Annotated in this window: 24 protein-coding genes; 5 read left to right on the forward strand and 19 right to left on the reverse strand. The window is 63.4% G+C overall.

Annotated elements, in window-relative coordinates:
• Positions 1–2: 2 nt before the first annotated feature.
• Both corA and zapE read left to right on the forward strand, forming a co-directional pair.
• The gene (gene corA / locus AB4068_RS01915; protein WP_059387449.1) at positions 3–998 is read left to right on the forward strand and encodes a magnesium/cobalt transporter CorA; all 996 of its coding nucleotides are present in this window, start codon (positions 3–5) and stop codon (positions 996–998) included.
• Entirely contained in the window at positions 998–1,516 is a 519-nt protein-coding gene (gene zapE, locus AB4068_RS01920; RefSeq protein WP_284991373.1) for an AFG1/ZapE family ATPase, read from the forward strand. The genes corA and zapE overlap by 1 nt, the downstream gene beginning before the upstream one ends.
• A gap of 78 nt (positions 1,517–1,594) precedes the next feature.
• Here the strand turns inward: zapE and AB4068_RS01925 are convergent, their stop codons facing one another.
• The 6 genes from AB4068_RS01925 to AB4068_RS01950 all read right to left on the reverse strand — a co-directional run bounded on the left by AB4068_RS01925 (position 1,595) and on the right by AB4068_RS01950 (position 4,494).
• Positions 1,595–1,741 (reverse strand): lmo0937 family membrane protein, encoded by a 147-nt coding sequence (locus AB4068_RS01925; RefSeq protein ID WP_113990531.1) that lies wholly within the window; start codon positions 1,739–1,741, stop codon positions 1,595–1,597.
• A 187-nt stretch (positions 1,742–1,928) separates the two neighbouring features.
• Positions 1,929–2,435 (reverse strand): hypothetical protein, encoded by a 507-nt coding sequence (locus tag AB4068_RS01930; RefSeq protein WP_441432541.1) that lies wholly within the window; start codon positions 2,433–2,435, stop codon positions 1,929–1,931.
• 33 nt (positions 2,436–2,468) lie between these two features.
• On the reverse strand, positions 2,469–2,924 hold the full coding sequence (locus AB4068_RS01935; protein ID WP_441432542.1) for a GNAT family N-acetyltransferase: 456 nt from the start codon (positions 2,922–2,924) through the stop codon (positions 2,469–2,471).
• Positions 2,925–3,095: 171 nt separating this feature from the next.
• Positions 3,096–3,464, reverse strand: a complete 369-nt coding sequence (crcB, locus tag AB4068_RS01940; RefSeq protein WP_441432543.1) for a fluoride efflux transporter CrcB — start codon at positions 3,462–3,464, stop codon at positions 3,096–3,098.
• Positions 3,461–3,961 carry a fluoride efflux transporter FluC gene (locus AB4068_RS01945; RefSeq protein WP_084784312.1) on the reverse strand — a complete coding sequence of 167 codons (501 nt, stop codon included), beginning with the start codon at positions 3,959–3,961 and terminating at the stop codon, positions 3,461–3,463. The genes crcB and AB4068_RS01945 overlap by 4 nt, the downstream gene beginning before the upstream one ends.
• A complete protein-coding gene (locus AB4068_RS01950; RefSeq protein ID WP_307052540.1) occupies positions 3,958–4,494 on the reverse strand; it encodes a universal stress protein in 537 nt (178 codons plus the stop codon). Before AB4068_RS01950 ends, AB4068_RS01945 begins: the two co-directional genes overlap by 4 nt.
• 104 nt (positions 4,495–4,598) lie before the next feature.
• Between AB4068_RS01950 and AB4068_RS01955 the strand changes: the two genes are divergently transcribed.
• Complete coding sequence (locus AB4068_RS01955) at positions 4,599–5,333, forward strand: SOS response-associated peptidase (RefSeq protein WP_441432544.1); 735 nt, start codon at positions 4,599–4,601, stop codon at positions 5,331–5,333.
• Between the two features lie 17 nt (positions 5,334–5,350).
• Here the strand turns inward: AB4068_RS01955 and AB4068_RS01960 are convergent, their stop codons facing one another.
• From AB4068_RS01960 to AB4068_RS02010, 11 genes are all read right to left on the reverse strand, one after another.
• Complete coding sequence (locus tag AB4068_RS01960) at positions 5,351–5,620, reverse strand: hypothetical protein (RefSeq protein WP_148667388.1); 270 nt, start codon at positions 5,618–5,620, stop codon at positions 5,351–5,353.
• 105 nt (positions 5,621–5,725) lie between these two features.
• Positions 5,726–8,071, reverse strand: a complete 2,346-nt coding sequence (locus tag AB4068_RS01965) for a gluconokinase, GntK/IdnK-type (RefSeq protein ID WP_306958926.1) — start codon at positions 8,069–8,071, stop codon at positions 5,726–5,728.
• Entirely contained in the window at positions 8,061–9,290 is a 1,230-nt protein-coding gene (manD, locus tag AB4068_RS01970) for a D-mannonate dehydratase ManD (protein WP_307052539.1), read from the reverse strand. The genes AB4068_RS01965 and manD overlap by 11 nt, the downstream gene beginning before the upstream one ends.
• Positions 9,291–9,408: 118 nt before the next feature.
• The gene (uidB, locus tag AB4068_RS01975; RefSeq protein WP_059387442.1) at positions 9,409–10,878 is read right to left on the reverse strand and encodes a glucuronide transporter; all 1,470 of its coding nucleotides are present in this window, start codon (positions 10,876–10,878) and stop codon (positions 9,409–9,411) included.
• Between the two features lie 389 nt (positions 10,879–11,267).
• Positions 11,268–12,590 carry a mannitol dehydrogenase family protein gene (locus AB4068_RS01980; protein WP_441432665.1) on the reverse strand — a complete coding sequence of 441 codons (1,323 nt, stop codon included), beginning with the start codon at positions 12,588–12,590 and terminating at the stop codon, positions 11,268–11,270.
• Positions 12,591–12,676: 86 nt separating this feature from the next.
• Positions 12,677–14,083 carry a glucuronate isomerase gene (gene uxaC, locus AB4068_RS01985; protein WP_441432545.1) on the reverse strand — a complete coding sequence of 469 codons (1,407 nt, stop codon included), beginning with the start codon at positions 14,081–14,083 and terminating at the stop codon, positions 12,677–12,679.
• 89 nt (positions 14,084–14,172) lie between these two features.
• Complete coding sequence (locus tag AB4068_RS01990; protein WP_059387438.1) at positions 14,173–15,219, reverse strand: LacI family DNA-binding transcriptional regulator; 1,047 nt, start codon at positions 15,217–15,219, stop codon at positions 14,173–14,175.
• A 101-nt stretch (positions 15,220–15,320) separates the two neighbouring features.
• The gene (locus AB4068_RS01995; RefSeq protein WP_059387437.1) at positions 15,321–16,487 is read right to left on the reverse strand and encodes a Gfo/Idh/MocA family protein; all 1,167 of its coding nucleotides are present in this window, start codon (positions 16,485–16,487) and stop codon (positions 15,321–15,323) included.
• A gap of 24 nt (positions 16,488–16,511) precedes the next feature.
• The gene (locus AB4068_RS02000; RefSeq protein WP_307052535.1) at positions 16,512–17,372 is read right to left on the reverse strand and encodes a sugar phosphate isomerase/epimerase family protein; all 861 of its coding nucleotides are present in this window, start codon (positions 17,370–17,372) and stop codon (positions 16,512–16,514) included.
• A 41-nt stretch (positions 17,373–17,413) separates the two neighbouring features.
• Positions 17,414–18,421 carry a Gfo/Idh/MocA family protein gene (locus tag AB4068_RS02005; RefSeq protein ID WP_307052534.1) on the reverse strand — a complete coding sequence of 336 codons (1,008 nt, stop codon included), beginning with the start codon at positions 18,419–18,421 and terminating at the stop codon, positions 17,414–17,416.
• Between the two features lie 42 nt (positions 18,422–18,463).
• On the reverse strand, positions 18,464–19,309 hold the full coding sequence (locus AB4068_RS02010; protein WP_307052533.1) for a sugar phosphate isomerase/epimerase family protein: 846 nt from the start codon (positions 19,307–19,309) through the stop codon (positions 18,464–18,466).
• A 385-nt stretch (positions 19,310–19,694) separates the two neighbouring features.
• Here AB4068_RS02010 and AB4068_RS02015 point away from each other — a divergent pair, with 385 nt between their 5' ends.
• A complete protein-coding gene (locus AB4068_RS02015) occupies positions 19,695–20,243 on the forward strand; it encodes a gluconokinase (protein WP_332602006.1) in 549 nt (182 codons plus the stop codon).
• Entirely contained in the window at positions 20,240–21,751 is a 1,512-nt protein-coding gene (locus AB4068_RS02020; protein WP_441432546.1) for a GntT/GntP/DsdX family permease, read from the forward strand. The genes AB4068_RS02015 and AB4068_RS02020 overlap by 4 nt, the downstream gene beginning before the upstream one ends.
• Before the next feature lie 85 nt (positions 21,752–21,836).
• Here AB4068_RS02020 and AB4068_RS02025 read toward each other — a convergent pair whose 3' ends face one another.
• Both AB4068_RS02025 and AB4068_RS02030 read right to left on the reverse strand, forming a co-directional pair.
• Positions 21,837–22,553 carry an NAD(P)-binding domain-containing protein gene (locus AB4068_RS02025; RefSeq protein WP_059387433.1) on the reverse strand — a complete coding sequence of 239 codons (717 nt, stop codon included), beginning with the start codon at positions 22,551–22,553 and terminating at the stop codon, positions 21,837–21,839.
• A 79-nt stretch (positions 22,554–22,632) separates the two neighbouring features.
• The gene (locus AB4068_RS02030) at positions 22,633–23,769 is read right to left on the reverse strand and encodes an App1 family protein (RefSeq protein ID WP_441432547.1); all 1,137 of its coding nucleotides are present in this window, start codon (positions 23,767–23,769) and stop codon (positions 22,633–22,635) included.
• Positions 23,770–23,815: the final 46 nt, after the last annotated feature.

A 23,815-nucleotide genomic window follows, 5' to 3' on the forward strand; every position in this document is an offset into this window, starting at 1 on the left:
TCGTGACCATCATTGACAATGCCGTCTATGTGAACGGCATCCGGACCGCGACTCCGGGAAGCCTCGAGCAAAGCGTCGAAACACTGGCCGCGCACGGCGGAATGGTGTGGATTGGACTGTACCGGCCGGACGAGACGGAAATGGCGGCCGTGGCTGCCGAATTCGGCCTCCACCTGCTCGCCGTCGAGGACGCCGTCAACGCCCACCAGCGGCCCAAGCTGGAACGCTACGACAACAACCTCTTCACCGTCCTGCGGCCTGCGAGATACGTGGACGCTACCGAGACCGTGGAGTTCGGTGAACTTCACATCTTCACGGGGAGGAACTTCGTGGTCACGGTCCGGCATGCGGAAACACCCGGGGTGGCCAAAGTCCGTAGGGATCTGGAACAACAACCGGAGCTTCTGCGGCATGGCCCCGAAGCCGTCCTGTACGCACTGCTGGACCGAGTGGTGGACGACTACGGCCCCGTGATCTCGGGCCTGGAAAACGACATTGACGAGATCGAGGACCAGCTCTTCGGTGGCGATCCCCTGGTTTCGCGGCGCATCTATGAACTCGCCCGCGAAGTCATTCAGTTCCAGCGCGCAATCAACCCGCTCCCCGAAATGATGGCCTCCCTGAAGCGCGGGTTCGAGAAATACGGAGTAGACATCGAGCTACAGCGCAAACTCCGCGATGTGGAAGACCACGTCGAGCAGGTAATTTCGCGGGCAAACGGGTTCCGCGACCTGCTCCAAAACGCCCTGACCCTCGACGGGACCCTCACCGCGAACCGGCAAAACGAAGCGAGTGCGGCACAAAACGAACAAACCAAGAAGATCTCCTCCTGGGCCGCGATCTTCTTTGCACCGGCGTTCGTCACCGGGCTCTACGGAATGAACTTCGACGTTATGCCTGAACTCCATTGGCCGCTCGGCTATCCCATGGCACTCGGCATGATGGTTCTCGCGGGCTTTGTCATGTATGTCATCTTCAAGCGGAAGAACTGGCTCTAGTGGTTCCCGGACAGGAGGGCTTCAGCAGGGGCAAGATCATTACTCCCGGAACGCCCGCGCAACTGGGAGCCTTCGGTTTGTTCCATCCGGCGAAGTCACAGGAGCGGATCCTCACCCCCACGGCGCAACGGCTCACCGTCAAGGCGGCCGACGATGTGCTCTGGGCCAGTTTCGCGGAGTTGTGCGGCGGCCCCATGTCGACAGCGGACTACATGGCTTTGGCTAAGGACTACGGAACGTGGGTGATCGACGGCGTACCCTCGCCGACGGCCGGATCGGTAGCCGGGTCCGCCTCGGCCTGGCAACGCCTCAGCGATCTGGTTGATGTCCTGTACGAGCAGGACATCACTCTGTTCCTGGTGGGCCACGGCCCCTTGGACTGGGATGTGGCCGGCGGCTTGGCGCACCGGACGAGTGCCGGGCCCGTTGACGGGGCCAAGATCGCGAGCCGCCTGTCGCTCCTGGGCCGAGTGGAGGCCACGGAGCCTTTTGAAGAAGTAGAGGCCGGGGGCAGCTGAAGGCTGGCTCGCTGGGGGCGGCATCCGCCCCCCTCCCGAGCCTAAGCCCAGGAGGGGTGGCGGGGCCGGAGCTGGACCCTAGACGCGTGACCTGCCGCGGATGAAGTGGAAAATCAGGACGATCACAGCAACAACCAGAAGCAGGTGAATGAGCCCGCCGCCGATGTTGCCAATAAAGCCGAGAAGCCAGAGAACGGCGATAACGATGGCTATCCAAAGCAACATGAGAGTCTCCCTTGTTTGGTTGCGTGCCCTGGCCGGCGGCCGAGGCATTCATTGGTAAGTATACTTATCAATGGGGGTGAGTGGGTGGTTCAGTGCGGTTTTTCCATCTGGAAGCCACACCGGCACGCGGAAATATTGGAGCAAACTTGTCCGGTTGAGCGTTAGTGGATTGGGATCTCGGCAGAGGCTAGCTTGCACGGAGGCCGAGCGCATCGAGGGTGGCAACAGCCGTCGTCGGGCCTCCGCAGTCACGGCCGTCCGGATACGTAGGCGTGGGCTTGAGCCTCACATGGCTCATGCCGATCGACCAGCCGGAGGTGTTGGTGCCCGACGTCGTGAGATCGAGCGGGTGGTCGTTGATGCCGGCCTCGATACGAACGTCGATGCTTCCATCCGCCATGCGCAAGGACACCGATTGAGGCGCCCCGGGCGAGTTCGGCAGGGGAATGGGACCGGGTGTAAGCGGCGTCAAGGCATTGACGGAAAAGCTGTGGCACGCGCCGTCCTGGCACAGCTCTATGACGAGCGCGGCGAGATTCGCCGCGCGCTCCGCGGTGACGTGCAAGCTTACCAACGAGATGTAGCCGACGGCCGGGCACACGCTGGCCGATCCACATGACAGGAGCAGGGGCGCCCCGATGGCGAGTGCGCCAAGAACCGCACAGACGCGACCTGCTGGACCGAAGCGACGCATCGGGACCCCCTTACCGGAATCATGGTACGTCTGTCAGTGAGCGACACCAGGTCGCATGCTCATCCATTCGGCCCGAAGGATCGAAAATACCTCCTTGTCGTACCGCCTGCCGTCGTAGACCCAGCTACTGCGAAGGACACCGTCGGAACGCATCCCCAGCCGCTGCGCGACGGCTACGCTGCGGTCGTTGTCGGTGCGGCAGCGCCATTCGACGCGGGACATCCCCCGCTCTAGGAAGGCCCATTCCATGAGCAGTTCGACCGAGCGGGTGATGAGGCCCCCTCCGACAGCACCGGGTTCGAGCCAGCAGCCAATTTCGCAAATGCCCCAGGCGGAGTCGAACGTCACAAACATCACGCCTCCGACGATCCTGCCGTCGTTCCAGAGCCCATAGATGCGCGCCCCATCGTTCGCTGTGGCTGTGGCGTAACGCTGAAGCGTAGCGCGGGCACCTCGACGGTCTCGGTGACAAAGGTCGGCCCGACCCACGGCCGGATATGGTCCCGTGCCCTGCTCATGTGCTCGGCAAAATCACGGGCGTGCCATGTCTCGAGAGGCTTCAAGACGACGCCGTCTCGCACTACTGTTTCGAACATAGTTTCTCCAGAGGGTTTTCCCAGGCTTTGCTTGCCACTGGGGGATTTCTCGGACGTGTGCGCCTCAGAACAATAAGACCAGCCCGACGCCGGCCGCCGCGGCTCCGACGCATGCCGCCATGGTGCCCACTCCGTTGAGGAGGGCCAATCCAGTCCGGCCGCTCTGGACAAGCCTGACGGTCTCCAAGCTTGCCGTGCTGAAGGTCGTGTATCCGCCGAGGAATCCGGTGCCGAGAATCAACTGAAGGGATTCAGGAGCCGGATGTGACATGACCAGCCCAGCCAGGATCCCCATGAGCAGCGATCCGGAGAAGTTGATGAAGATCGTGCCCAACGGCAGCGCAGTCCGGGCCCAGGAACGGACCACCCCATCCACCACGAAACGCGCGGCCGCCCCTGCGCCGCCCGCGAGCGCCATCAAAAGGAGGGTCATTTCAAGGCCTTCTGACCCTGTTGGGTGGACCGGTGCCGGAGCGCCCCAAGCCAAATACCCAGGGTTGTGGCCGCGACACCGCCCAACAGGCTGGCTGCCAGGTACCACATGGCGTCCATCCCGCGTCCTGCTCCGAAGAGATGCACCGAGTCCAGCGCCAAGGTGCTGTAGGTGGTGTAGGCCCCTAGGAAACCACTACCGATGCCCAAGCGGGCAATCCGGCGGAGGCCGGCGTCGGGCCCGCTCCGGGCGAGTGCTTCGAGGAGCCAGCCAAGCGCGAGCGCACCGGACAGATTGATAAGCAGGGTGGGAAGCGGCCACGCCCCTGGCGCCGGAAGGGCCATGCCGAAACCGTAGCGGCTCAAAGCCCCGAGGATTCCGCCGGCCGCGACGAGCAGAACGAACCGCCCGTGAAGATGGAGCGGGCGGTGCGGTTGCCGGTCCGGTTGCGCCGCCTGGGTTTTGGCTCCGTGCGGCGCGGTGCTGCTTTCCTTCATTGATCCCTGCTTGGGTCGTGACGGCCCAAGGGAACCATGAGCACTGGGCAGTTTTGGCGATGTGCCAGATGCAAGGCTACCGATCCGGTGACTAGTCCTTCAAACCTCGGACCGAGGCCATGTTCCTTGGTTCCCACGACGATCATGGAAGCGTTGATACTCGCTGCATAACGGCCTAGCGACCGGGCAGGCTCGCCGGCGAGCGTCACGAAGGTCCACTGCACACCCGTTCCGTCGAGTTGATCCGCGATGCGGGACCGGAGGGACTCGGTGATGGCCGCGGCGTCGTCGTCGATGCCGTCGGGGTCGATCGCTTGGGCTGTGAGATGCCCGTCCCGGTCCCCTGCCGCCGGAAAGCTCGTGACATCGGCGAAGGCCAGGACCAAGTGCAATCCGGCACTGAGCGCTACTTCGGCGGCTTTCTCAACTACCGCGACCGGCTGGTGCGGGAGCACGCCTGCCAGCACCGGCCCTGTCAAGCGGGCCGGGCTGCCCTTGTCCAGCGGCATATCCTCGCCACGCGGGTTGCTCATGGGCCCTCCAAATGTCCGGATGGTCAGGATGCGGGTTCCTCATCTTGCTCCAGTATGGACTTCTACGACTGGCGTTGTCCCAAGCGCTACGCGAGAATGTCGATATGTGCGGTCGGTTCAGTGTCGGTTTCGAAGCAGACTATCTCTCGAGGAAGCTCGGTGCCGTGCTGCGCGGTGATACCGACTATCCCTCGCCAACGCTCCAGATCAACCCGACTGACCCCGTGGTCTTTCTGCGGGGACGCGCCGGGGACGATTCGCTCGGACGCGAGCTCGCGGCCGGGCGCTGGGGCTTGGTTCCGACCTTCTCCAAGTCCTTCGATTCGAAGGTACCCACGTGGAATGCACGCTCGGAAACAGCTGGGTCAATCCCCGCGTTCAGGGCTTCCCTGCCGAAGTGGCGGGCGGTCGTCCCTGCCTCTGCCTACTACGAGTGGAAGAAGTCGGGCCCCGGCCGCAAGGATCCCAAGCAGCGCTACATCGTCGAGCCACAGGACGAGCTGATTACCTTCGCCGGATTGTTTGCGCCATGGCGCGACGAGAGCATCGAGGACAAGTCCGCACCCGGCGCGTGGCGTTTGTCCTGCTCGATCCTGACCATGGATTCCCCTCCCGAAGGCGTTCACGAAAGACTGCACAATCTGCATGACCGGATCCCGGTGCCGATCTCCGCGGACATGATCGACGATTGGATCGACCCCAAGGAAACCAGGGGCCAGGCCCTGTTGGACGCCGTGCTGGGCGAGGCGTATGGCTTGGCGTCGGCATGGACGATGAGGCCCGTGGAACTCATGGACGACAACACCAAGCTGGTGGACGTCGCAAACCCGGCTGCCTGACTCAACGCTCTCTGCGCTCAACGCTCGTAGCGCAGCTCGGCCCTCACGTCCGTGTCCTTTAGCCACGTCATTCTGGTGGCCGATCCGAAGGGATTCGGCCACCACTGCACCAGGACCTTGCCCTCCGACGTCCGGGTGACCATGGCCGGAACATATTGGAGGTACTTCGGCCAAACGAGCTTGGCGATCACGGGCACCCTTGAGACGGTTGACAGCGGTTCCGTTTGGCGCGGAGGCGGGGCGCCGACTGAATTCAACGGCGCGGGATATTCGGGCTGGTCAGGCATGCCCGAATACTACTGCGAGGCCTCGACAATATGGAGGTTGTTCCCGGCCGTGCGGCGGCCACWCCCCCTGCTTCGGGGAAGTGGCCGCCACTCGCTGGAACCGCGCTAAAGCCGGGTGTCGAACGAATCGCAGAACACGTTCTCATTGAACGTTCCCTGGAATTCGGACTTCCCCTGGATTTTCTGGATCGTAGCCCGGATGGCCTCGCGGGTCCCTGCATGGGCGTTGATGGCCGTCTTGACCATTGGCACATCGATCAAGTGGTTCGGCTGGTTCAGGGAGACGAACACCGTGGGAACTTCCGTGACGTACCAAGGGATTTCCGCCGCCATGGGACTGGACCACTTGATACGGATCGCAGCCTCTTGGGCAAAACCCTTGACATTGGCAAAGACGAACGCGGCATCGTACTTTTCCGCGTAGTCACCCGTGGCCTCGTCCGAGATGACGGTCATGAAGTTCACGCCCGACTCCCCCGCAGCTTCGCGTTGCTCCGCCGTCTTGAAGAGGTGGACCTCGAAACCGGCGATTTCAAGTTCTTCCTTGACCGTATCCAGGTAGGCCAACGGATCTGCCCGGGTGAAATCGGAACCGCCGGAGATCCCGTATAGGCGGATGCGCTTATGCGTTTCCGGTGTGATCGGCAGGTTGCCGGCAGTGTCCTTGATCAACGTGACGGTCTTGTCGGCGATTTCGGCGGCGACGGCGAGGTGCGCCTCGCTGCCGATCAGCCGCAGGGCCTCAGGCGACGGCGTCAGTTCTTCCGGCAGTTTCTTGTGCAGCCCCAGGCTGGCCTTCAACCCCAAAATCCGGCGCAGCGCGTCATGCAGGCGCTGATCGCTGACCACGCCTGATTTGTAGCCGTCCAACATGTACTGGAAGTCCTCCGCCGGGTTGCGGAAGAACAGGAACATGTCGCACCCGGCGGCGATGGTGGCCGGGACCAGGTCCTTGCGCTTCTTGGCCTGGGTGAGGCCGACCATTTGGGATGCATCGGTGAGGATCAGTCCGTTGAAGCCGAGTTCGCCACGGAGCAAGTCCTGGAGAAGCTCCGGAGCGAGGGTGGCGGGCAGGATGTCCCTGTCTTCCGTCCCCGGACGGAAATGCCGCGTGAGCTCTGGCGCCCCGATGTGTCCGACCATGATCGACTGGATCCCGTGGCCGATCATTTCCCGGTAAACGTGCCCGTAGCTGGAATTCCACTCCGCGTACCCGAGCGTGTTGTACGAAGTGACCACGTGCTGGTCGCGTTCGTCCACGCCGTCGCCCGGGAAATGCTTGATGGCACAGACAGTGGCCGATTCGCTGATGCCGTCGAAGTACTCCTTGGCGCGCTCCACGACGATGTCCGGAGTGTTGCCGAACGCCCGGGTTGAGATGACCGTATTGCGCCAGTTGTAGTGGATGTCCACGATCGGCGCGAAGGCCCAGTTGCAGCCCAAAGCCGCGGTTTCCACACCGGCCACCTGGCCCATTTTCCGCGCGATGGACTTGTCCGGGTGTGAACCGGCCTGAAGGTGGGTCGACACGAAAGTTCCGTCGTCGCAGCTTCCTGCTCCGCCCATTTCCGGGTTGGAGGCCACCAAAAGCGGGATGCGCGTTTTGGATTGGGCATAACGGATGTGCTGCTGGACAGCGGCGGACGGACCCGGCCTGTACCGCATTCCGCCAACGTGATAGTTCTCCAGCACACCGTCGAGGTACTCCGGGGAGTAATCGTTGTTGTGGTTGATGAAGAGCTGCCCGATTTTTTCCTCAAGGCTCATGCCACGGATGGTGGCATCCACCCACGCAACAGCCTCGTCGTCGAGGTTGAACGGCGCCGACTGGAGGTCGACGTCAAACTGCCGCGCCGGAGTGCCCGCGATACCGGCGCTGCCGGCCGCCGGAGCTTTGGAACCCGCGACGGCGGCAATCCCCGCCAACGCCTCCGAGACCACCTCGCTGACCGGTGCGGCGATGTCGACGACGAACCCGGCCTCGTCGGCGTCGAGCGGTTCCAGGGTGGCGAGCTGCGAATCAAGGAGGGCGGGCGGCATGAAGTGGCCGGAACGCCCTTCTGTCCGTTCCCTGAGAACCTCTTTGCTGCCGTGCAGGTGCAGGAAAACGGTGTCCGGGGCTTTCTCGCGGATGGCGTCCCGATAGCTGCGCCGGAGGGCGGAGCACGCGAGAACCAGCCCGCCGTTGCCGGCGTTGGCGAGTTCGGTGCCCACGGTCGCGAGCCAGGGCCAGCGGTCCTCATCAGTCAGGGGCGTGCCCGCAGCCATCTTGGCAACGTTTTCCACCGGGTGGAGCGAATCGCCGTCGAGAAACGGAACTCCCAGCGCCCGGGCGACGAGGTCTCCGATGGTGGTCTTGCCGCAACCGGAGACGCCCATCACCACGATGCGCCGCGGCTGTTCCGCGGCTGCGCCGGGGTCGCCAGCCACGGCGATGTTCCTACCAGTCATGGACGGTGCCGTCCACGAGGCGGTTGTAGGGCAGGTAGGCCTGCTGGTACGGGAAGGAGTTGGCGGCTTCTTCGTTGAATTCGACGCCGAGGCCCGGCTCGTCGCCGGGGTGCAGGTAGCCGTCGGTGAAGGTCATGGACTGCTCGAAGACCGTGTTGGTCTTGTCCGAGTGCTGCATGTATTCCTGGATGCCGTAGTTGTGGATGGCCAGGCCCACGTGAAGCTGTGCGGCGAAACCGACCGGCGAAATGTCAGTGGGGCCGTGGAAACCGGACTTGATCTGGTACTGCGCGGCGAAGTCCATGACCTTCTTCAGCGGCGAGATCCCGCCGAAGTGCGTTGACGCGGCCCGGACGTAGTCGATCAGCTGTTCCTTGATGAGGGTCTGGAAGTCAAAGACAGTGTTGAAGATTTCACCGATGGCCAGCGGCGTGGTGGTGTGCTGGCGGACCAGGCGCAGCCCTTCCTGGTTTTCGGCCGGGGTGCAGTCTTCGAGCCAGAACAGGTCGTACGGTTCCAGGGCCTTGCCGAGCTTGGCGGCCTGGATGGGGGTCATGCGGTGGTGGCCATCGTGCAGGAGCGGGATTTCCGGGCCGAATTCGTTGCGCACCGCTTCGAAGACGGTGGGCAGGTGGCGCAGGTAGGCGCGGGTGTCCCAGTCTTCTTCCTGCGGAAACGCACCGCGGCCGGCTGGCTCGTAGTCGTAGCGCTCGCCCGAGGCCTGAGCCTGCGCGGCCACACCGTAGACGGCTTTGATGCCCGGGATCGCGGTTTGGATACGGATCGACTTGTAACCGAGTTCCAGGTGCTCGCGGACCGAGTCGAACAAGGAAGGGATGTCCGCGCCCGAGGCGTGCCCGTACGCGCGAAGCCCATTGCGAGAGGCGCCGCCCAGGAGCTGGTACACCGGCAGTCCGGCCACCTTGCCCTTGATGTCCCACAGGGCCATGTCGACGGCGGCGATAGCGGCCATGGTAACCGGGCCGCGGCGCCAGTACGAAGAGCGGTACAGGAACTGCCAGGTGTCCTCGATACGGTGCGGGTCTTTGCCGATCAGCAGCTGCGCGACGTGTTCCTTCAAGTACGCGGCCACTGCGAGTTCACGGCCGTTCAGGGTCGCGTCGCCGATGCCGGTCACGCCGTCCTCGGTAGTGATCCGCAAGGTCACGAAGTTCCGGGTGGGGCTGGTCACGAAGACTTCAGCGGCAATGATTTTCACAGCTGGTCCTTTCAGGGTTGCTGATCGAGGGCTGGCCTGGCCCGGATGCGACGAGCACCACAGGGCGGGTAAAGACGATCTTAGGATGGATGACAATAATTGGCAACCGGTTGCAGTATTATTTCGTGGAGATTTTTTCTGGCCCGGCGGTTTCCCGAGCGGTTTCCCCGGCCGTCGACGAGGCAAGTTCCGAGGCTGCCCGCTCGACGGGAGTCGCGGACTCGGCCTCCGCGCCAAATGGCTCTGAGCCGGATGCTTCCAGGGCGCGACGGGCCTTGATTTCGCCCAGGATCTGGGCATGGAACGCGTCGGTCAACTTGTACTTGGCCATAACGACGATCGCGAGGACGGTCATGATGGCGGGCAGCGCACCTGCGGCAAACTGGATGGCTTGCAGGGACTCGGCGCTGTGCGTGGTCCCGGACTTATAACCGCCGGCAGCGAGAGCATATGCGGCAAGGGCGCCGCCGACGGCTTGGCCCGTCTTACGGGTGAAGGAGAACAGTGCGTAGGTGATGCCTTCAGTCCGGACACCGGTTTTCCATTCGCCGTACTCCACAGTGTCTGCTTCCAAGGCCCACACCACGATGTTGACGGCCATCACGCCAAGCATGCTCAGGAGCAGACCCGCGAATCCAACCCAGACGAGGGTGGCCGGAGCGAAGAAGACGATTGCGCCGCCGATGATAGCGAGGAAACCGGCAGCCACGTAGATGGTCTTCTTGCCGAAGTTTCGGACCAACCTCGGCATGAGCGGAGCGAGGGCAAAGGTCACCACAAGCTGGACGATGGAGAGGACAGCGTAAAGATCCAGCCTGCCGAGGACGTCGCGCAAGTAGTACAGCTGCACCGAAGACAGTGCCATGTAGCCGGTCAGGAAGAGGAAGGAGCTGAGGCACAGCATGAGCAGGGGACGGTTTGTCTTGAGCGTCGCCATGCTTTGCTTGAAGGAAACTTTGGGTACCGCACGGTGCACCCGCTCCTTGGCGGTCAGGAACGTGAAGAAGTACAGAGCCGCGCCGATCGCGACGAAGGCCAGAGTAATGATGGTGAACGTGGACTGCAGGTTGGCGCCGGGCTTGATCAGCGGAGCTACGAAGATGCCCAACGCGGAACTGACCAAAAGGGCGCCGACCATGCGGGCGGATCCGAGCTTGGCTCGCTCCCCCGGCTCCTGGGTCATCGCGCCCGCTAGCGAACCGTACGGGATGTTGACCAGCGAGTAGGCCAGGCCCAGCGCCGCATATGTCACGTAGGCATAGAGCAACATCCCTGTTTCGCCGACCTGTGGAATGGAGAAGGCCGCGACACTCAAAAGCAGCAATGGGATGGAGCCGAACATGATGAACGGGCGGAATTTTCCGAAGCGCTTGCTGTAGGCGCGGTCAACCAATCGTCCGGCGAAGACATCGGCGAAAGCGTCGAAGATCCTGACCGTAAGCAACAGGGTGCCGGCGGCCGCCGCGGATATGCCAGCGACGTCGGTGTAGTAGACAAGCAGGAACATGGTGGCGGTAGTGAAGGCAAGGTTGTTGGCGGCGTCGCCAGCCCCATAGCCTAGGATGCTGAGTTTGCTGAGCTTATTCATTGCGGGCTCCTTTACCCTTGCCGGTACCCCATGCCCCGGCTTGCGATGATGGAAAAGCTTCGGCCGACTAGGCCAGAAATTGTTGAAGCTTGATGTAATTCTAATCACCCTGGCAATCATTCGGCAAGCGGTTGCCAAATGTTTCCATAGAAACTTCCAACTTCTGGGCACATTCAAGATGTGAGCGAGCGATGCCGAAAAGGCCGTCAAAGATGAGCGAGCGTCAGGGGAAAGTGCCACATATCCGAGCGAGCGTCAGTTCCGGCGAACGCCCGCTCACATATGACCCGTCTCCGGCGAACGCCCGCTCACATATACCGGGCCAACGACGACGGCGCCCGTCGCCTTCACGGGGAAGGCAACGGGCGCCGTCGAAAGTACCTGGCGGATTAGCTGAGGTTGCCGGCAGCCGCGAAGGACTCGGCCAAACCCTCAACGAGGTCCACGATCGCCCTGTCTTCAACCAAGTCCGGATCCACCAGGCCGAGCAAAGCCTCGAGCCGGGCACGGCCAGTGAGGAGGTTCGCGGCGGCGATCCCTGCCGCCTGCGGGTCCTGGAGACCTGTTGCCGTGGCAGTGTAGGCGGTCCAGGCCGCGATCATCCGCGCAGCGGCCTGGCCGCTGCGGCCGGCTGCGCGCTCGGCGCGGAGCACAGGCACTGCCCGCATGCGCAGCTTGGTGCTGCCGTCCATGGCGATCTGGGCCAGGTGGTGGGCGATCCGGGAGTTCCCGAAGCGTTCCAGCAGGGCGGCCCGGTACTCGGGGATTCGCAAGTCCTCACCAGGCAGGTTGGAGGCGGCCTCGTCCCAAAAGTCCTCCACGGCCCGTCGGCAGGAATCATCAGCGAGGGCTTCGGCCACTGTCTTGTGTCCACGCAGCTGCCCGGCATAGGCGAGCAGCGAGTGGGCGCCATTGAGGAGCCACAGCTTGCGGTTCTCGTACGGCTCGATCTCGTCCACGAAAACGGCACCCGCGTCCTCCCAGTGCGGTCGCCCAGCGGGAAAGTCCCCGCTCAGGACCCAGTTGAGGAACGGCTCGGCGACCACGGGCGATTCGTCGCGGTATCCGCAGGCGGAAGCGACGGCGTCGATGTCGGCGTCCGTGGTCCGCGGCGTGATGCGGTCAACGGAAGTACTGACGAAACTGACATTGGCGTCGATCCAGGCGGCGAGCCCGGCGTCGAAGGCCTTGGCCATCCCCATCACGGCGCTTCTGGCGACGGTCCCGTTGTTGGAGAGATTGTCGCAGCAGACGACGGCGAGTGGGCCGGCGTCGGCATCACGGCGCGCGGCGAGGCCCAGCACGAGCCGCCCCAGCGGCGTCGTCGGCTTGCCGGAAGCAGAAGCATCAGCGAGCACGGCGAGGTCCGCGACGACGTCGGGCGCCTGGTTGTCCAGCTTGCCGTCGGCCCCGAGCCGGTAGGCGGCTTCGGTGATGGTGAGCGTGATGAGCGAGGTCAGCGGCGCCGAGACAAGCTCGACAAAACGCTCGACGTCGGCACCGTCAACAGCTTCGACGATGCTGCCGATGACTTCGAAGGAATCACCGGCGTCTGAGCGTTCCACCACGGTGTACAAGCCGTCCTGTGCGGACAGGAGCTCCGCGGCATCCGGGCGGCGGCCCGTGAAGGAGGCAATGCCCCACTCGGCCGCGTCGCCTGCATGCTGGGTGTACCACGCCTGGTGGGAGCGGTGGAAGGCCCCCAGTCCCATGTGCACAATGCGTACCGGGGCCTTGGCGATGGGCCTGACGGAGCGGCTCAAGCGGGGAAGCTCCGCAGTTCGCTCGGGTTCGTTGCTCACAGCTTGAAGACCCTTCGGGGTGAGGAGTCGACGACGTCGACGATGATTTCGTGGGCTCGGTCCTCGCTGACACGATGTTCGGCGACGAGGCGCGCAAGGAAGGATGCTTCGATCCGGCGGGAAGCGTCGTGCCGGGCCGGGATCGAGCAGAACGCGCGGGTGTCGTCGATGAACCCCGATGACCGGGAGAAGCCGGTGGTCTCGGTGACGGCGGAGCGGAACCGCAGCATGGCGTCCGGTGCATCGAGGAACCACCAGGGAGCGCCGAGGTACACGGAGGGGTAGAACCCTGCCAGGGGCGCCAGCTCGCGGGAAAACACGGTCTCGTCGAGGGTGAACAGCACCAAGTGGAAGTCCTTGGCCGTGCCGAAGTCCTGGAGCAGGGGGCGGATGGCTTCGGTGTAGTTGGTGGCGAATGGTATGTCGTGTCCGGTGTCCGCGCCGTAGGCGTCGAAGGTGGGCTGGTGGTGGTTGCGGAAGGAACCCGGGTGGATGGTCATGACCAGGCCGTCTTCGACGGACATCCTTGCCATCTGGTACATCATGTGGGCTTCGAAGGTATTGCGGTCCTCGGCCGTGGCCTTGCCGGCACGCGCCAGTTCGAAGATCCGCTCGGCTTCGCTCCGGTCAAGCTTGAGCGTTGCCGGGGTGAGGACGCCGTGGTCCGCGGACACCGCGCCGTGGTCCACGAAATAACGACGGCGGTTTTCCAGGGCTTTGATGTAGCCGGTGTAGCCGCTAGCGCCGTCGGCGGCGGAATCGACAAGCCGCTCGACGTTGGCACCCCATGCCGGGTGCGCGATGTTCAGGTAGGCATCCGGACGGAAGGTCGGCAGCACGCCCCCGTTGAAGGAGGGGTCCTCGGCGATCGCCTTGTGGCTGGCGAGACTGTCCAGGGGATCGTCCGTGGTGGCCAGGACCTCGATGTTGAAGTCCTTGAAGAGCTGGCGGGGACGGAAATCGGGCTCCACGAGCTTGGCGGCAATGGCGTCATAGCTGGCATCTGCGGACATCTCGCCAAGGTCCGCGCCGAGCTTGAACACGCTGTCGAACTGCGTGCGCAGCCAGTACCCAGACGCCGTGCCTTCGAAGAGGGGCCACGCCTGGACGAACGTCCGCCAGATCTCCCGCGATTCGGACGCGTTGGCGCCTCCCGAGAGCAACTTGTCCATGGGGACTCCGCTGGCGTGGATCAGCCTGGTGACGTAATGGTCCGGGCTGACCAGGAGCGCAGCCGGATCGGGGAACGGCGTGTTGTGCTCGATGACGGCGGCGTCAACGTGGCCGTGCGGAGAGATGATGGGCAGGTCCTGGACGCGCTCCAGTAGGGAGCGCGCAATGCTGCGCGTCCCGGGATCCGCGGGCAGGAGCCGGTCAGGATTGGCTGCGATCGACTGTGACATAGGTCAATTTTCGGCCGGAAGAATCAATCTGTCAACCGGTTGCCAACTATTGCCACCGCGTTGCATCTTCCACCGAAGATCACTTGAAACTACGCGATCAGCCGCCCGCTGGAACCGCGCACCACGAGCTCCGTGTCCACCCGGACGGCTTCCGCGGGCCCTTCCTGGCCTAGCAACATGTCCAGCAGGAGGGCGGCAGCGCGGGAACCGCACTCCCCCAGCGGCGACCTCACGGTGGTAAGCGCCGGCGTCGTGAAGTCTGCCCCGAAGATGTCGTCGAAGCCTACGATGCTGATCTGGTCCGGAACGTGCATGCCGGCGGCCTGGAGCTCCTGCATGAGGCCTATGGCAAGGAGATCGTTGTAGGTGATTACCGCCGTCGCGCCGCTCGCCAGGACGTCGCGCGCTACTTGGCGGCCGCCGTCGACCGTTGGCTTGGACGATTCCAAGCGGACGGCTCCCAACTTGTACCAATCGCAGGCAGCTTGGACGCCTTCCCAGCGGCGGCGCGACATCCAGGACTGCGGCGGCCCCGCAACATAGGCGAGCTGCTGGTGGCCGTTGGCGGCTAGGCTCCGCACGGCCTGGCCAATCCCCTTGTTGACGTCCGGGACTACGCACGGCACGCCCTCTATTTCGCGATTGATCACGACTACCGGCTTGTCCGCAGCCAAAGCCCGGATCTTTTCGTCGTCCATGCGGGGGCTCGCCAGTATGAGGCCGTCCACCGTGCCCAACATCCTGCGGGCCGCAATCAGTTCGGTTTCAGGCGACTCCGCAGACTCGGCCAACACCAGGGTGTAGTCCCGGGCCGACCCGGTGGTTTCCGCACCGCGGATAATGTCGAAGAACGTCGGGTTGGTGATATCCGCGACGATCAGTCCGATCGTCTGGGTACGGCCGGTGGGAAGCGCCCGGGCGAAGGGGTTCACCTGGTAATTCAGCTGCTCGGCGGCATCCTCGATGATTTTCTGGGTCTTGGCACTGACCCTGCCCGGTTTGCTCAGCGCGCGCGAAACCGTGGAAGGGTTGACTCCCGCGAGCCTCGCGATGTCGTAGATGGTGGGCGAGGATTTCTCCCCGCGTCCGCGCTTGGCGGGGGAAGTTACTGCTCCGGAGTTCGTCGCTTCAGTCACGGCTCAATCGTAATCTGGCTTGGCAACAAAAGCAGGACGGTTGCCAAACCACTCGGCCGGCGACCGCCCTGCTTAAGTGCCCTACTCACGCGCCCTGCGAGCTAGGAGCGCTCGGCGAACTTGCCTTCTTCGCTGATGCGCTTGTTGAGCTCGCGCATGTACTCCTCCTCGTCGAAGTCCAGGGAGACTTCCTTGCCGGTCCAGCTCGACAGGTGGATGGCGTTGGCCAGGCGGACGCCTTTGATGCCGTCCGAGCCGGGTGCCAACAACGGAGTGCCGTCGAGGATGTTGGCCGCGAAGTTCTCCAGGACGCCGGCGTGTTGGCCGCCCCAGGCCGACTCGAACTCGATCACCTCGGTGGTGTAGTAGTCCTCGGCTTTCAATTCGCCCATGAAGAGCTTGCGGACATCGTCCATGTCCATGCCGTCGCTGAGTTCGCGCTCGGGTTTGACCAGGCGGGTGACCGTGGCTGTCTTGCTGTTTTCCACCACGATCTTGCCCTGGTCACCCAGGATCTCGAAGCGGTCCGTGCCCACAAGGTCGTGCGTGGCCGTGACGAAAACTCCGGTGGCACCGTTGCCGTAATCCACGACGGCGGTGACCTCGTCTTCCACGGCGATGTCCCGGCGGAACCCGTACGCCACCTTAGAGTAGACGGACTTCGGCACGCCGCAGATCCACTGCCACAGGTCGAGCTGGTGGGGTGCCTGGTTGACCAGGACGCCGCCGCCTTCGCCGCCCCACGTGGCGCGCCATTCGCTGGAGTTGTAGTAGCCCTGCGGGCGCCACCAGTTGGTGATGATCCAGTTGGTGCGCCGGATGGCCCCGATCTCGCCGTTGTCTACGATCTCCTTGAGCTTCTTGTACAGGGGGTTGTTGCGCTGGTTGAACATGATCCCGAATGAAAGCTCGGGCTTGGAAGCCGCGAACTCATTGAGCCGCTTGACTTGCTTGGTGTAGACACCAGCGGGCTTCTCGACGAGGGCGTGGATGTTGCGCTTGAGCGATTCGATGCCCATTTCCGGGTGCAGGTAGTGGGGCACGCACGTGACGATCGCATCGACGTCGCCGCTTTCCAGCATCGCGATGTAGTCGTCGTAGAACGGCGCACCTGGGTACAGGGAGGCCGCCAGCTCCTTCTTTGCAGGATCGGTGTCGCAGATAGCGCCGATCACCATGTTCGGAACCAATCCGTCAGTGATGAACTTGGCGTACGTGCCGCCCTGCTGGCCTAGGCCGATGATGCCAAGGCGTACTTTCTTGCTCATGAGTAGATCTCCGTTGTAGTGGGATTAGAAGAGGTCGGCGTGACCCATGGCCACCAGGTTGTCGTATGAAGTCTGCAGGGCTTCCCACACCGTTCGGCCATAGAGCTCGTCCTGCTCCACGAGCAAGTACTCCGCGCCGGCAGCCTGGGCCGCGTGAATGATGGACGGGAAGTCAAGGTTGCCTTCGCCCACTTCGGCAAACTGGACCACGTTCTTGAACTCGGCCATGAAGCCCGCGAGGTCCCCCGTTTCCAGGAGCCCGAAGGCCGATTCCGGCAACTCCCCTATCCGGTAGTCCTTCAGGTGCACCATGGCCGTGCGTCCGGCGTATTTGGCCAGGGTCCGGACGGGATCCAGGCCGCCGCGCTGCACCCAGTGCACGTCGATCTCCATGCCCATGGCCGGGGAGTTTTCGGCGATGATGTCCAGCATGTATGTGCCGTCGAACTTCGCGAACTCGATGTGATGGTTGTGGTAGTACAAGCCGATGCCGTGTTCACGGAGGCTTTCGGCGTATTCGTCGGCTTGCTTCGCGAAGTCCACCACGGCGTCGATCGACTTCATCGCCGGGAAGGGCATCATGCCAATCCGCAGGAGGTGGGTGTTGAGCCGCTTTGCGTCGTCAACGATCTTGTCGAAGTGGTCCTTGAGCGAGTCGCCGGGCATGCCCTTGGGCGTCTCCATGGCGACCGAAAGCGCCGCGATGTCCATGCCGAGTTCGCTCCGGGAGCGGTCCAGTTCGGCAACGTTTTCCGGCGTCATCGGGATCTGCGAAATCTCGACGGCGTTGTACCCTATCGCACTGACCTTGCGGAGCGTTTCAAACGCCCCGTCTTCGGCAAAACTGCCCTTCAGCATCATTGCCTGTACGCCGATTTTTGCCACTTTTGTCCTCCGTTGGTTCCGGGCCTTTATGGGCCGCGTGGTTAGCCCACTTGCCCGGAAATGTCCGGGTAGCTTTGGGCGTAGATGTCTTTGACGATCCTGAGTGATTTTTCGGCTTCCGCGGGGCTGATCCAGAAGGGAGCAGGATCCCCGAGCTTGGCATAGAAATCCTTGATCAGGAGTTCGTGGGATACGCCCCAATACGCGCGCCCACCCGATTCCAAGGCACGTTCCGCGATGGTTTCCACGGTGCCGTCGGCATAGCTGACAACAAGGTCGCCCCGGAGGCTGAGCGTGGCCTTTTCGGTCACGATGTCCAGCGTCACCGGTGCGTTGGTGGCATTGGCCAAGGTGGCGTAGAAGACGCTGGTGGCACCGTTTGCGTGCCCGGCGATGAATTCCGCCGTATCCTCCACCTCGATCACGCCGCCAAGCGAGCGCGTGGAGGCGTGGCCCTCCACCTTGGTCACGTCGCCTACCAGCCACTGGAGCAGGTCCACCGTGTGGATGGCCTGGTTCATCATGAGGCCGCCGCCTCCTTCGGCCCAGGTACCGCGCCACGGCCTGTCACGGTAGTACTCGGCCGTCCGGTGCCACATCACGGTTGCCGAGGCGCCGAGAACCTGGCCCAGCCCGCCGTCGTCGAGCAGTCTCCGCATGGCCTGGGACGTCGCGTTGTAGCGGTTCTGGAAACATACGGCGATCTTTGCGGTGCTCCGTTCAGCCGCCTCGACCAGCCGTCGCCCCTCTTCAAGGGTGTGGGCGAGCGGCTTCTCGACGATCACGCTGACTCCGCGCTCAAGGCACTCCGCGGCCAGCGAAGCATGCAGGTGGTGCGGAGTGCAGATATGCACGACGTCGGGCCTCACCGATTCGAGCATCTCCAGGTAGTCCTCGTAACCCGGCACACCGTAGGCGGCCGTTGCCGCCTGGAGGCGACCGGCGTCGGTGTCGCAGACCGCCACGAGTTCAACGTCGTCCATTTTGGCGATTGCTCCGAGGTGCACACTCGATACATCGCCGCAACCGATGACTGCTGCTGTAGGCATTCTTCTCCCTCGAAAGATGTTTTCCTTTGAACCTACAGGCCCTCAGGCGAGGGCAACACCGTTCTTGGCTGCGAGTGCCGCAAAGGCGCGCGCTGCGGCGCCGAAGGCGACGGGTCCGGAGAATCCGCCCAATTCGTGTGTGCTTGCAAGGTGGGGTTCGAGCGAAACGAAGCCGGCAAAGCCATCGGCCTTGAGCGCGGCAATAGTGGCGTCCAGTTCGCCGTCGCCTTCGCCTGCAGGCACCACTTCACCTGTCCCGCTGATTGCATCCTTGATCTGGAAGTACTCCAAGTAGGGGCGCAGCACCGCATAAGCCTCGGTGTACGGCTTGACGCCCACCTGGACAAAGTTGGCGCTGTCCCAGGCAACGCGCAGCGCGGGTGAATCGACAGTCTCCATGATGTCCAGGACGCGCTCGGGCGTGTCGCCGTAGATGCCCTTTTCGTTTTCGTGCAGGAGGACGACGCCGGACGCTGCCGCCTCGTTGCTAAGTGCGGTCAGGCGCTCCATGACTGAGTCGCGGATGTCCTCCGGGCTCTGCCCTTCGGCCCGGTAGAAGGAGAAGATGCGGATGTATTTGGTGTCGAGCACCTTGGCCACCGAAATGATCTGGCGCAGCCGGGCGAGCTCATGTTCCACCGGAACACCGACGTCAACCTTGCCGATGGGGCTCGCGACCGCGGAAACCTTCAGGCCCTTCGCGTCCAGGATCGCCTTGAGCCGCCCGACCTCTTCCGGTTCGAGCTCCGAAACGTTGGTGCCCCACGCGCTGCGCACTTCGATATGGCCGGCACCGAGCGCCAGCAGGACTGCGGCCTGGACGGCGGGATCGGGATCCACTTCGTCGCCGAAACCGGACAGGCTCCACACGGCATTGGTTTCAGTCACGGAATTCTCCTTTGGATCCGTTCGCCCGCATGGCGACAAATGGCACCAAATCGTAGTTCACGGGCATGCGTTCGCCTCGAGTCTAGCCACCTTGGTGTCGGATTGACAACCGATTGCCAAATATTGGCAACTTGTGGATGCGCATCGGCCGGACTAAAAACGGGACGCCTGGTTTTTTCCCGGAAGCGGTGTCCGTATCCCCTCGAGCTTTCCTGGTGTCGGGCTTGACCGGGCCTTGCCGCTTCTGTCCGAGATCGTACAACGCCCCGAATGAGGCGTCGTCAGGCCTGCGCCCCCGGGGCCCGGCCGCCAGGAGATCCACTGCGATTCCCTATGGCACTGAGGCCCACGTGCTGCCAAGATGGGCTCCATGGACCCTCTGGACATGGCGACGACCCCTCTGTCCGAACCCGTTGTGCTGGTTGTCATGGGTGTTTCCGGCTCAGGGAAATCCACGGTTGCCGCACTCCTGGCGGGGCGGCTTGGCTGGGCCTTCGAGGAAGGGGATGCCTTGCATCCCCAAACAAACATCGACAAGATGGCAGCGGGGCATCCGCTGACGGATGAGGACAGATATCCCTGGCTGGAGAAGGTCGCCGAGTGGGTCGACCAGAGGCTGGATCACGGGGAAAACGGCGTCATCACGTGTTCGGCGCTCAAACGGTCCTATCGAAGCATTATTAATCGCCGAGGTTCAGGCGTCGTCTTCGTTTTTCTGTCCGGGACGCCCGAGACTATCAGCGCACGGCTGGCCGAACGCCACGGCCATTTCATGCCCGCCAGTATGTTGGGGAGTCAGTTCGCGGATCTTGAAGAGCTGTCTCCGGGTGAGCCCGGAATCCGGATCGACGTTGGCCCGGCTCCAGGAGTGATTGCCCAACAAATCATGGACAAGTTCGGCCTGCGGCCGAGCGGAACAGGACGAGAACCATGAACGGAATCTCCATCCTCAGCAGGCCCCTCGCCGGGGTAGCCACGGACGCCACTACGGATGCGATGCATCAACCTTGGACCGGCCACGACACCCAAGTACTTGTTGTGGCGGCAATCGGCATCGCGATAGTCGTCTTGCTGATCGTCTGGGCAAAGATGCATGCTTTCCTGGCATTGAGCATCGGCGCCCTCTTCGTCGGCATTGCTTCGGGCATTTCCTTGGACAAGGTGACAACCTCCTACGAAAATGGCGTCGGCGGCGTGCTGGGCTACGTGGGTGTGCTCATCGCCTTGGGAGCCATGCTGGGCAAGCTGCTGGCTGATTCCGGCGGCGCGGACAAGATCGTGGACACGCTCCTCCATGGCCGGCCTGCAACGCTGCCCTGGAAGATGGCGCTCATCGCCGGCATCATCGGCATACCCATGTTCTTCGAGATCGGGCTCGTGCTGCTCATTCCCGTGGTGATGCTCGCTGTGCACCGCTCCAAGGGCCCGGCAATGCGTCTTGGCATTCCGGCCTTGGCCGGTTTGTCGGTCCTCCACGGTTTCATCCCGCCGCACCCGGGCCCGTTGGCCGCGATCGGCATCCTGCACGCCAATGTCGGTGTGACCCTCGCGTTTGGACTACTCATAGCCATTCCGACCGTGATCATCGCTGGTCCCCTCTTTGGTCGTCTCGCCGCACGGATCGTGCCGATCGGAGCCGCAGGCGCTGGCCTCGCCGTTACCGTTGGAGCCGGCGAGAACGCCGAGACGGCCAGATCGCAAGGCCCCGGCGCGAAGGCCGCCAGTTCGCGCGGCGACGCGCCCGTCGGCAAGGCGCAGGATCCACAAGCAACGCGCAGCCCGTCCTTTGGCTGGACCTTGGTGACCCTGCTGTCACCGTTGGTGCTCATGCTGATCAAAGCCGGGGCAGACATTTGGATGGACAAGAACGCGCCGCTCCGGCCTCTGCTGGACTTCATCGGCGACCCGGTCTTTGCCCTGCTCGTGGCGGTGCTTTTGGCAATGGTGACTTTCGGTACGAGGGTCGGCTTCTCAGCCTCCATTCTGACGAAGAAGATCGGCGAGAGCCTGTTGCCGATCGTCGGGGTCATGCTTATCGTCGGCGCGGGCGGCGGCTTCAAACAAGTACTCGTCGACGGCGGCACCGGAACCGCGATCGCCAAGATCGCGGTCGCTGCCAGCCTGTCGGCACTGGTGCTGGGTTGGATCATCGCAGTGCTGATTCGTCTTGCCACCGGCTCGGCGACTGTTGCCACAGTGACGGCCGCAGGAATCATCGCACCGCTGGCAACCGGCTTGTCCCCGGCTCAGCTGGCGCTGGTTGTGCTCGCCATCGGTGCCGGATCGCTGTTCTTCTCCCATGTCAATGACGCCGGCTTCTGGCTGGTCAAGGAATACTTCGGACTGACGGTAGGCCAGACGATCAAGACCTGGTCAGTCATGGAAACGATAATTTCCGTCGTCGGATTCGGATTCACGCTGCTGCTATCCGTTTTCGTCTAGTCAGGACCGGCACAACGAAGGCTCTCCGAACCTGCGATTCCGCAGTTCGGAGGGCCTTCGCTTCGTCCCGCCGCCGCGATCTGCTCTAGAGGGAGGCACGCGCCTCATCGGCGTTCAAAAGCCTTCCACCAAGCCCGCCATTCTGGTGAAGATCGCCTCGCATCAACTCGAGCCTGCCGGCCGCCTCGATTCCGCCGGCTTTGACCGGGTCAAAGCCAGCGACACGAATGAGCCGCTCCACCGTTTCGGCCGCAGCGTCGTCGTCGGTTGCGTAAAACAGAACTGCCCGCCCGGATGGCCGGTTGGCTGCCGAACCCAGCGCGTCGGCACCCAATGTGCCGAAGGCCTTCACGAAATGCGCGCCATCAGGGAGAAGGTCTGCCACGATCGATGCTGCTGATTGGCCCTCCGGCAGCGTCGTGGTGTAGCCGCCGTGGCCATCAGGCCCGATCGGGTTGGTCGGGTCGATGACGACCTTGCCGACCAGGGCGTCTGACAGTTGGGAGATGAGTTCCTTCTCGGTGTCCAGCCACACGGCCATCACGACAGCTTCAGCCTGTGACACGGCATCGCCGACGCTCGCCGAACTCGCCAATGCACCGAGCTCAGCGGCCAACGATTCAGCATGGGATTGATCGCGGGCCGCCAAGACCACCGGCTCGCCGCCTTGAACAAGATGGCGGGCGACACTGGACCCGATGTTGCCGGTTCCAATAATTGCAGTTGTCACGTCAACCTCCAGATCATGGTTATCGAGAATTGCCCTGTTCTGATCGTACGCGCGGCGCAAATTGCCAACCATAGGCTGCTTGTCTGGGAGATGAGTCGGCACCGCCTGCTGTTCTCACCGGGCGGGGATCCGACGTCGGTCAGCTGCGGGCCTACGGCGTCTCGGGCACGTCTGCGGGCCGGACGCTGCGCCGGATAATGCCCAGCTGCTCGAGCTGGGCCGACATCCCTGCACCGCCCGGAGAGTAAATCCAGGGAATCCCCGGCGTGGGCTGAGCCGCGGACTTTGACCGCCCGCCTGCGAGCACCGCTTCCCCGACGGAAAGCTGGCGGATCGCGATTGCCCTGACGTTCTGCGGATGGCGTTGGGCGAACTCGGCGTAGATCGCTTCGTCGTGCTGTCCGTCGTCACCTACCAGCAACCACTTGATGCCGGGGAACTCCGCCGCGAGACGTTCCAACGAACTCCTCTTGTGCTCCTGTCCGCTGCGGAACCAGTGGTCCGGGGTGGGACCCCAGTCGGTCAGGAGCTTGGGACCGGCGGGATATAAATTGCGGGACAGGAAGCGTGACAGTGTCGGAGCGACGTTCCACGCTCCGGTCGACAGGTACACCACGGGGGCCGACGGCGCCGTCCTCACGATCCGCTCATACAGCACAGCCATGCCCGGCGTCGGGGTCCTCGCGTGTTCGTCGAGTACGAAGGTGTTCCAGGCGGCTAGGAATGGACGGGGCAGCGCCGTGACCATCACGGTATCGTCAATGTCGGAGACGACACCGAAGTCTGCGTCGTCCGCGACGATTTGCACAGGGGCTTCCACGATCCTGGATCCGCCGGATTGCACGGTGATCATATGCCAGCCGACGTCGAGGGCTGCCGGGATTTGGGCGTCGACGACACCTCCGCGGTCGGCTTCGACGTCGTGGTCGATGCCCGCAATCGTCACCCGCACGGTGGCATGTGCCACGGGCGCGCTCGTGAAATTGCGCCAACCGCGCATGCCATCTTTCAGCGGTTTGAGCTTACCTGCCTGGGTGCCGCTCCCGCCGTCCCGTGGTTCACTGCGGACAATGCGCGCCAAAACCCGGACCCATGAGGTGGTGCCGTAACCGGTGTAAGGGATGACGGTCTCCACCCGACCGCGCCGGATCGCGAGACGCGTCTGGAACCTGAGCCAGGCATCGTCGATCCTCAGGGCCAGGTGGCGGCCTGCGCCGCTCGACGACGTCGGGCCCACGCTCTCAACGCTGTTGGACAGAGCGCGCGGCTTCACAGGGAGGGGACACATGCGTCCAGTCTGACATGGCGCTCCCCAAGCCTACGCACGGGCCGTG

This window comes from Arthrobacter sp. 2RAF22, from assembly GCF_052115325.1.
GTDB lineage: Bacteria > Actinomycetota > Actinomycetes > Actinomycetales > Micrococcaceae > Arthrobacter.

Bases quoted from the DNA above. Each gene is read 5' to 3' on its own strand.
- AB4068_RS01965 (WP_306958926.1), bottom strand. From the start codon at position 8,071: ATGACTGGTAGGAACATCGCCGTGGCTGGCGACCCCGGCGCAGCCGCG.
- AB4068_RS01925 (WP_113990531.1), bottom strand. From the start codon at position 1,741: ATGTTGCTTTGGATAGCCATCGTTATCGCCGTTCTCTGGCTTCTCGGC.
- AB4068_RS01995 (WP_059387437.1), bottom strand. From the start codon at position 16,487: ATGAGCAAGAAAGTACGCCTTGGCATCATCGGCCTAGGCCAGCAGGGC.
- AB4068_RS01930 (WP_441432541.1), bottom strand. From the start codon at position 2,435: ATGCGTCGCTTCGGTCCAGCAGGTCGCGTCTGTGCGGTTCTTGGCGCA.
- AB4068_RS01960 (WP_148667388.1), bottom strand. From the start codon at position 5,620: ATGCCTGACCAGCCCGAATATCCCGCGCCGTTGAATTCAGTCGGCGCC.
- uidB (WP_059387442.1), bottom strand. From the start codon at position 10,878: ATGAATAAGCTCAGCAAACTCAGCATCCTAGGCTATGGGGCTGGCGAC.
- AB4068_RS02020 (WP_441432546.1), top strand. From the start codon at position 20,240: ATGAACGGAATCTCCATCCTCAGCAGGCCCCTCGCCGGGGTAGCCACG.
- AB4068_RS01980 (WP_441432665.1), bottom strand. From the start codon at position 12,590: ATGGGACTGGGGGCCTTCCACCGCTCCCACCAGGCGTGGTACACCCAG.
- AB4068_RS01950 (WP_307052540.1), bottom strand. From the start codon at position 4,494: ATGAGCAACCCGCGTGGCGAGGATATGCCGCTGGACAAGGGCAGCCCG.
- AB4068_RS02030 (WP_441432547.1), bottom strand. From the start codon at position 23,769: ATGTGTCCCCTCCCTGTGAAGCCGCGCGCTCTGTCCAACAGCGTTGAG.
- uxaC (WP_441432545.1), bottom strand. From the start codon at position 14,083: ATGTCACAGTCGATCGCAGCCAATCCTGACCGGCTCCTGCCCGCGGAT.
- AB4068_RS01955 (WP_441432544.1), top strand. From the start codon at position 4,599: ATGTGCGGTCGGTTCAGTGTCGGTTTCGAAGCAGACTATCTCTCGAGG.
- AB4068_RS01945 (WP_084784312.1), bottom strand. From the start codon at position 3,961: ATGAAGGAAAGCAGCACCGCGCCGCACGGAGCCAAAACCCAGGCGGCG.
- AB4068_RS02025 (WP_059387433.1), bottom strand. From the start codon at position 22,553: ATGGTTGGCAATTTGCGCCGCGCGTACGATCAGAACAGGGCAATTCTC.
- AB4068_RS02005 (WP_307052534.1), bottom strand. From the start codon at position 18,421: ATGCCTACAGCAGCAGTCATCGGTTGCGGCGATGTATCGAGTGTGCAC.
- crcB (WP_441432543.1), bottom strand. From the start codon at position 3,464: ATGACCCTCCTTTTGATGGCGCTCGCGGGCGGCGCAGGGGCGGCCGCG.
- AB4068_RS02015 (WP_332602006.1), top strand. From the start codon at position 19,695: ATGGCGACGACCCCTCTGTCCGAACCCGTTGTGCTGGTTGTCATGGGT.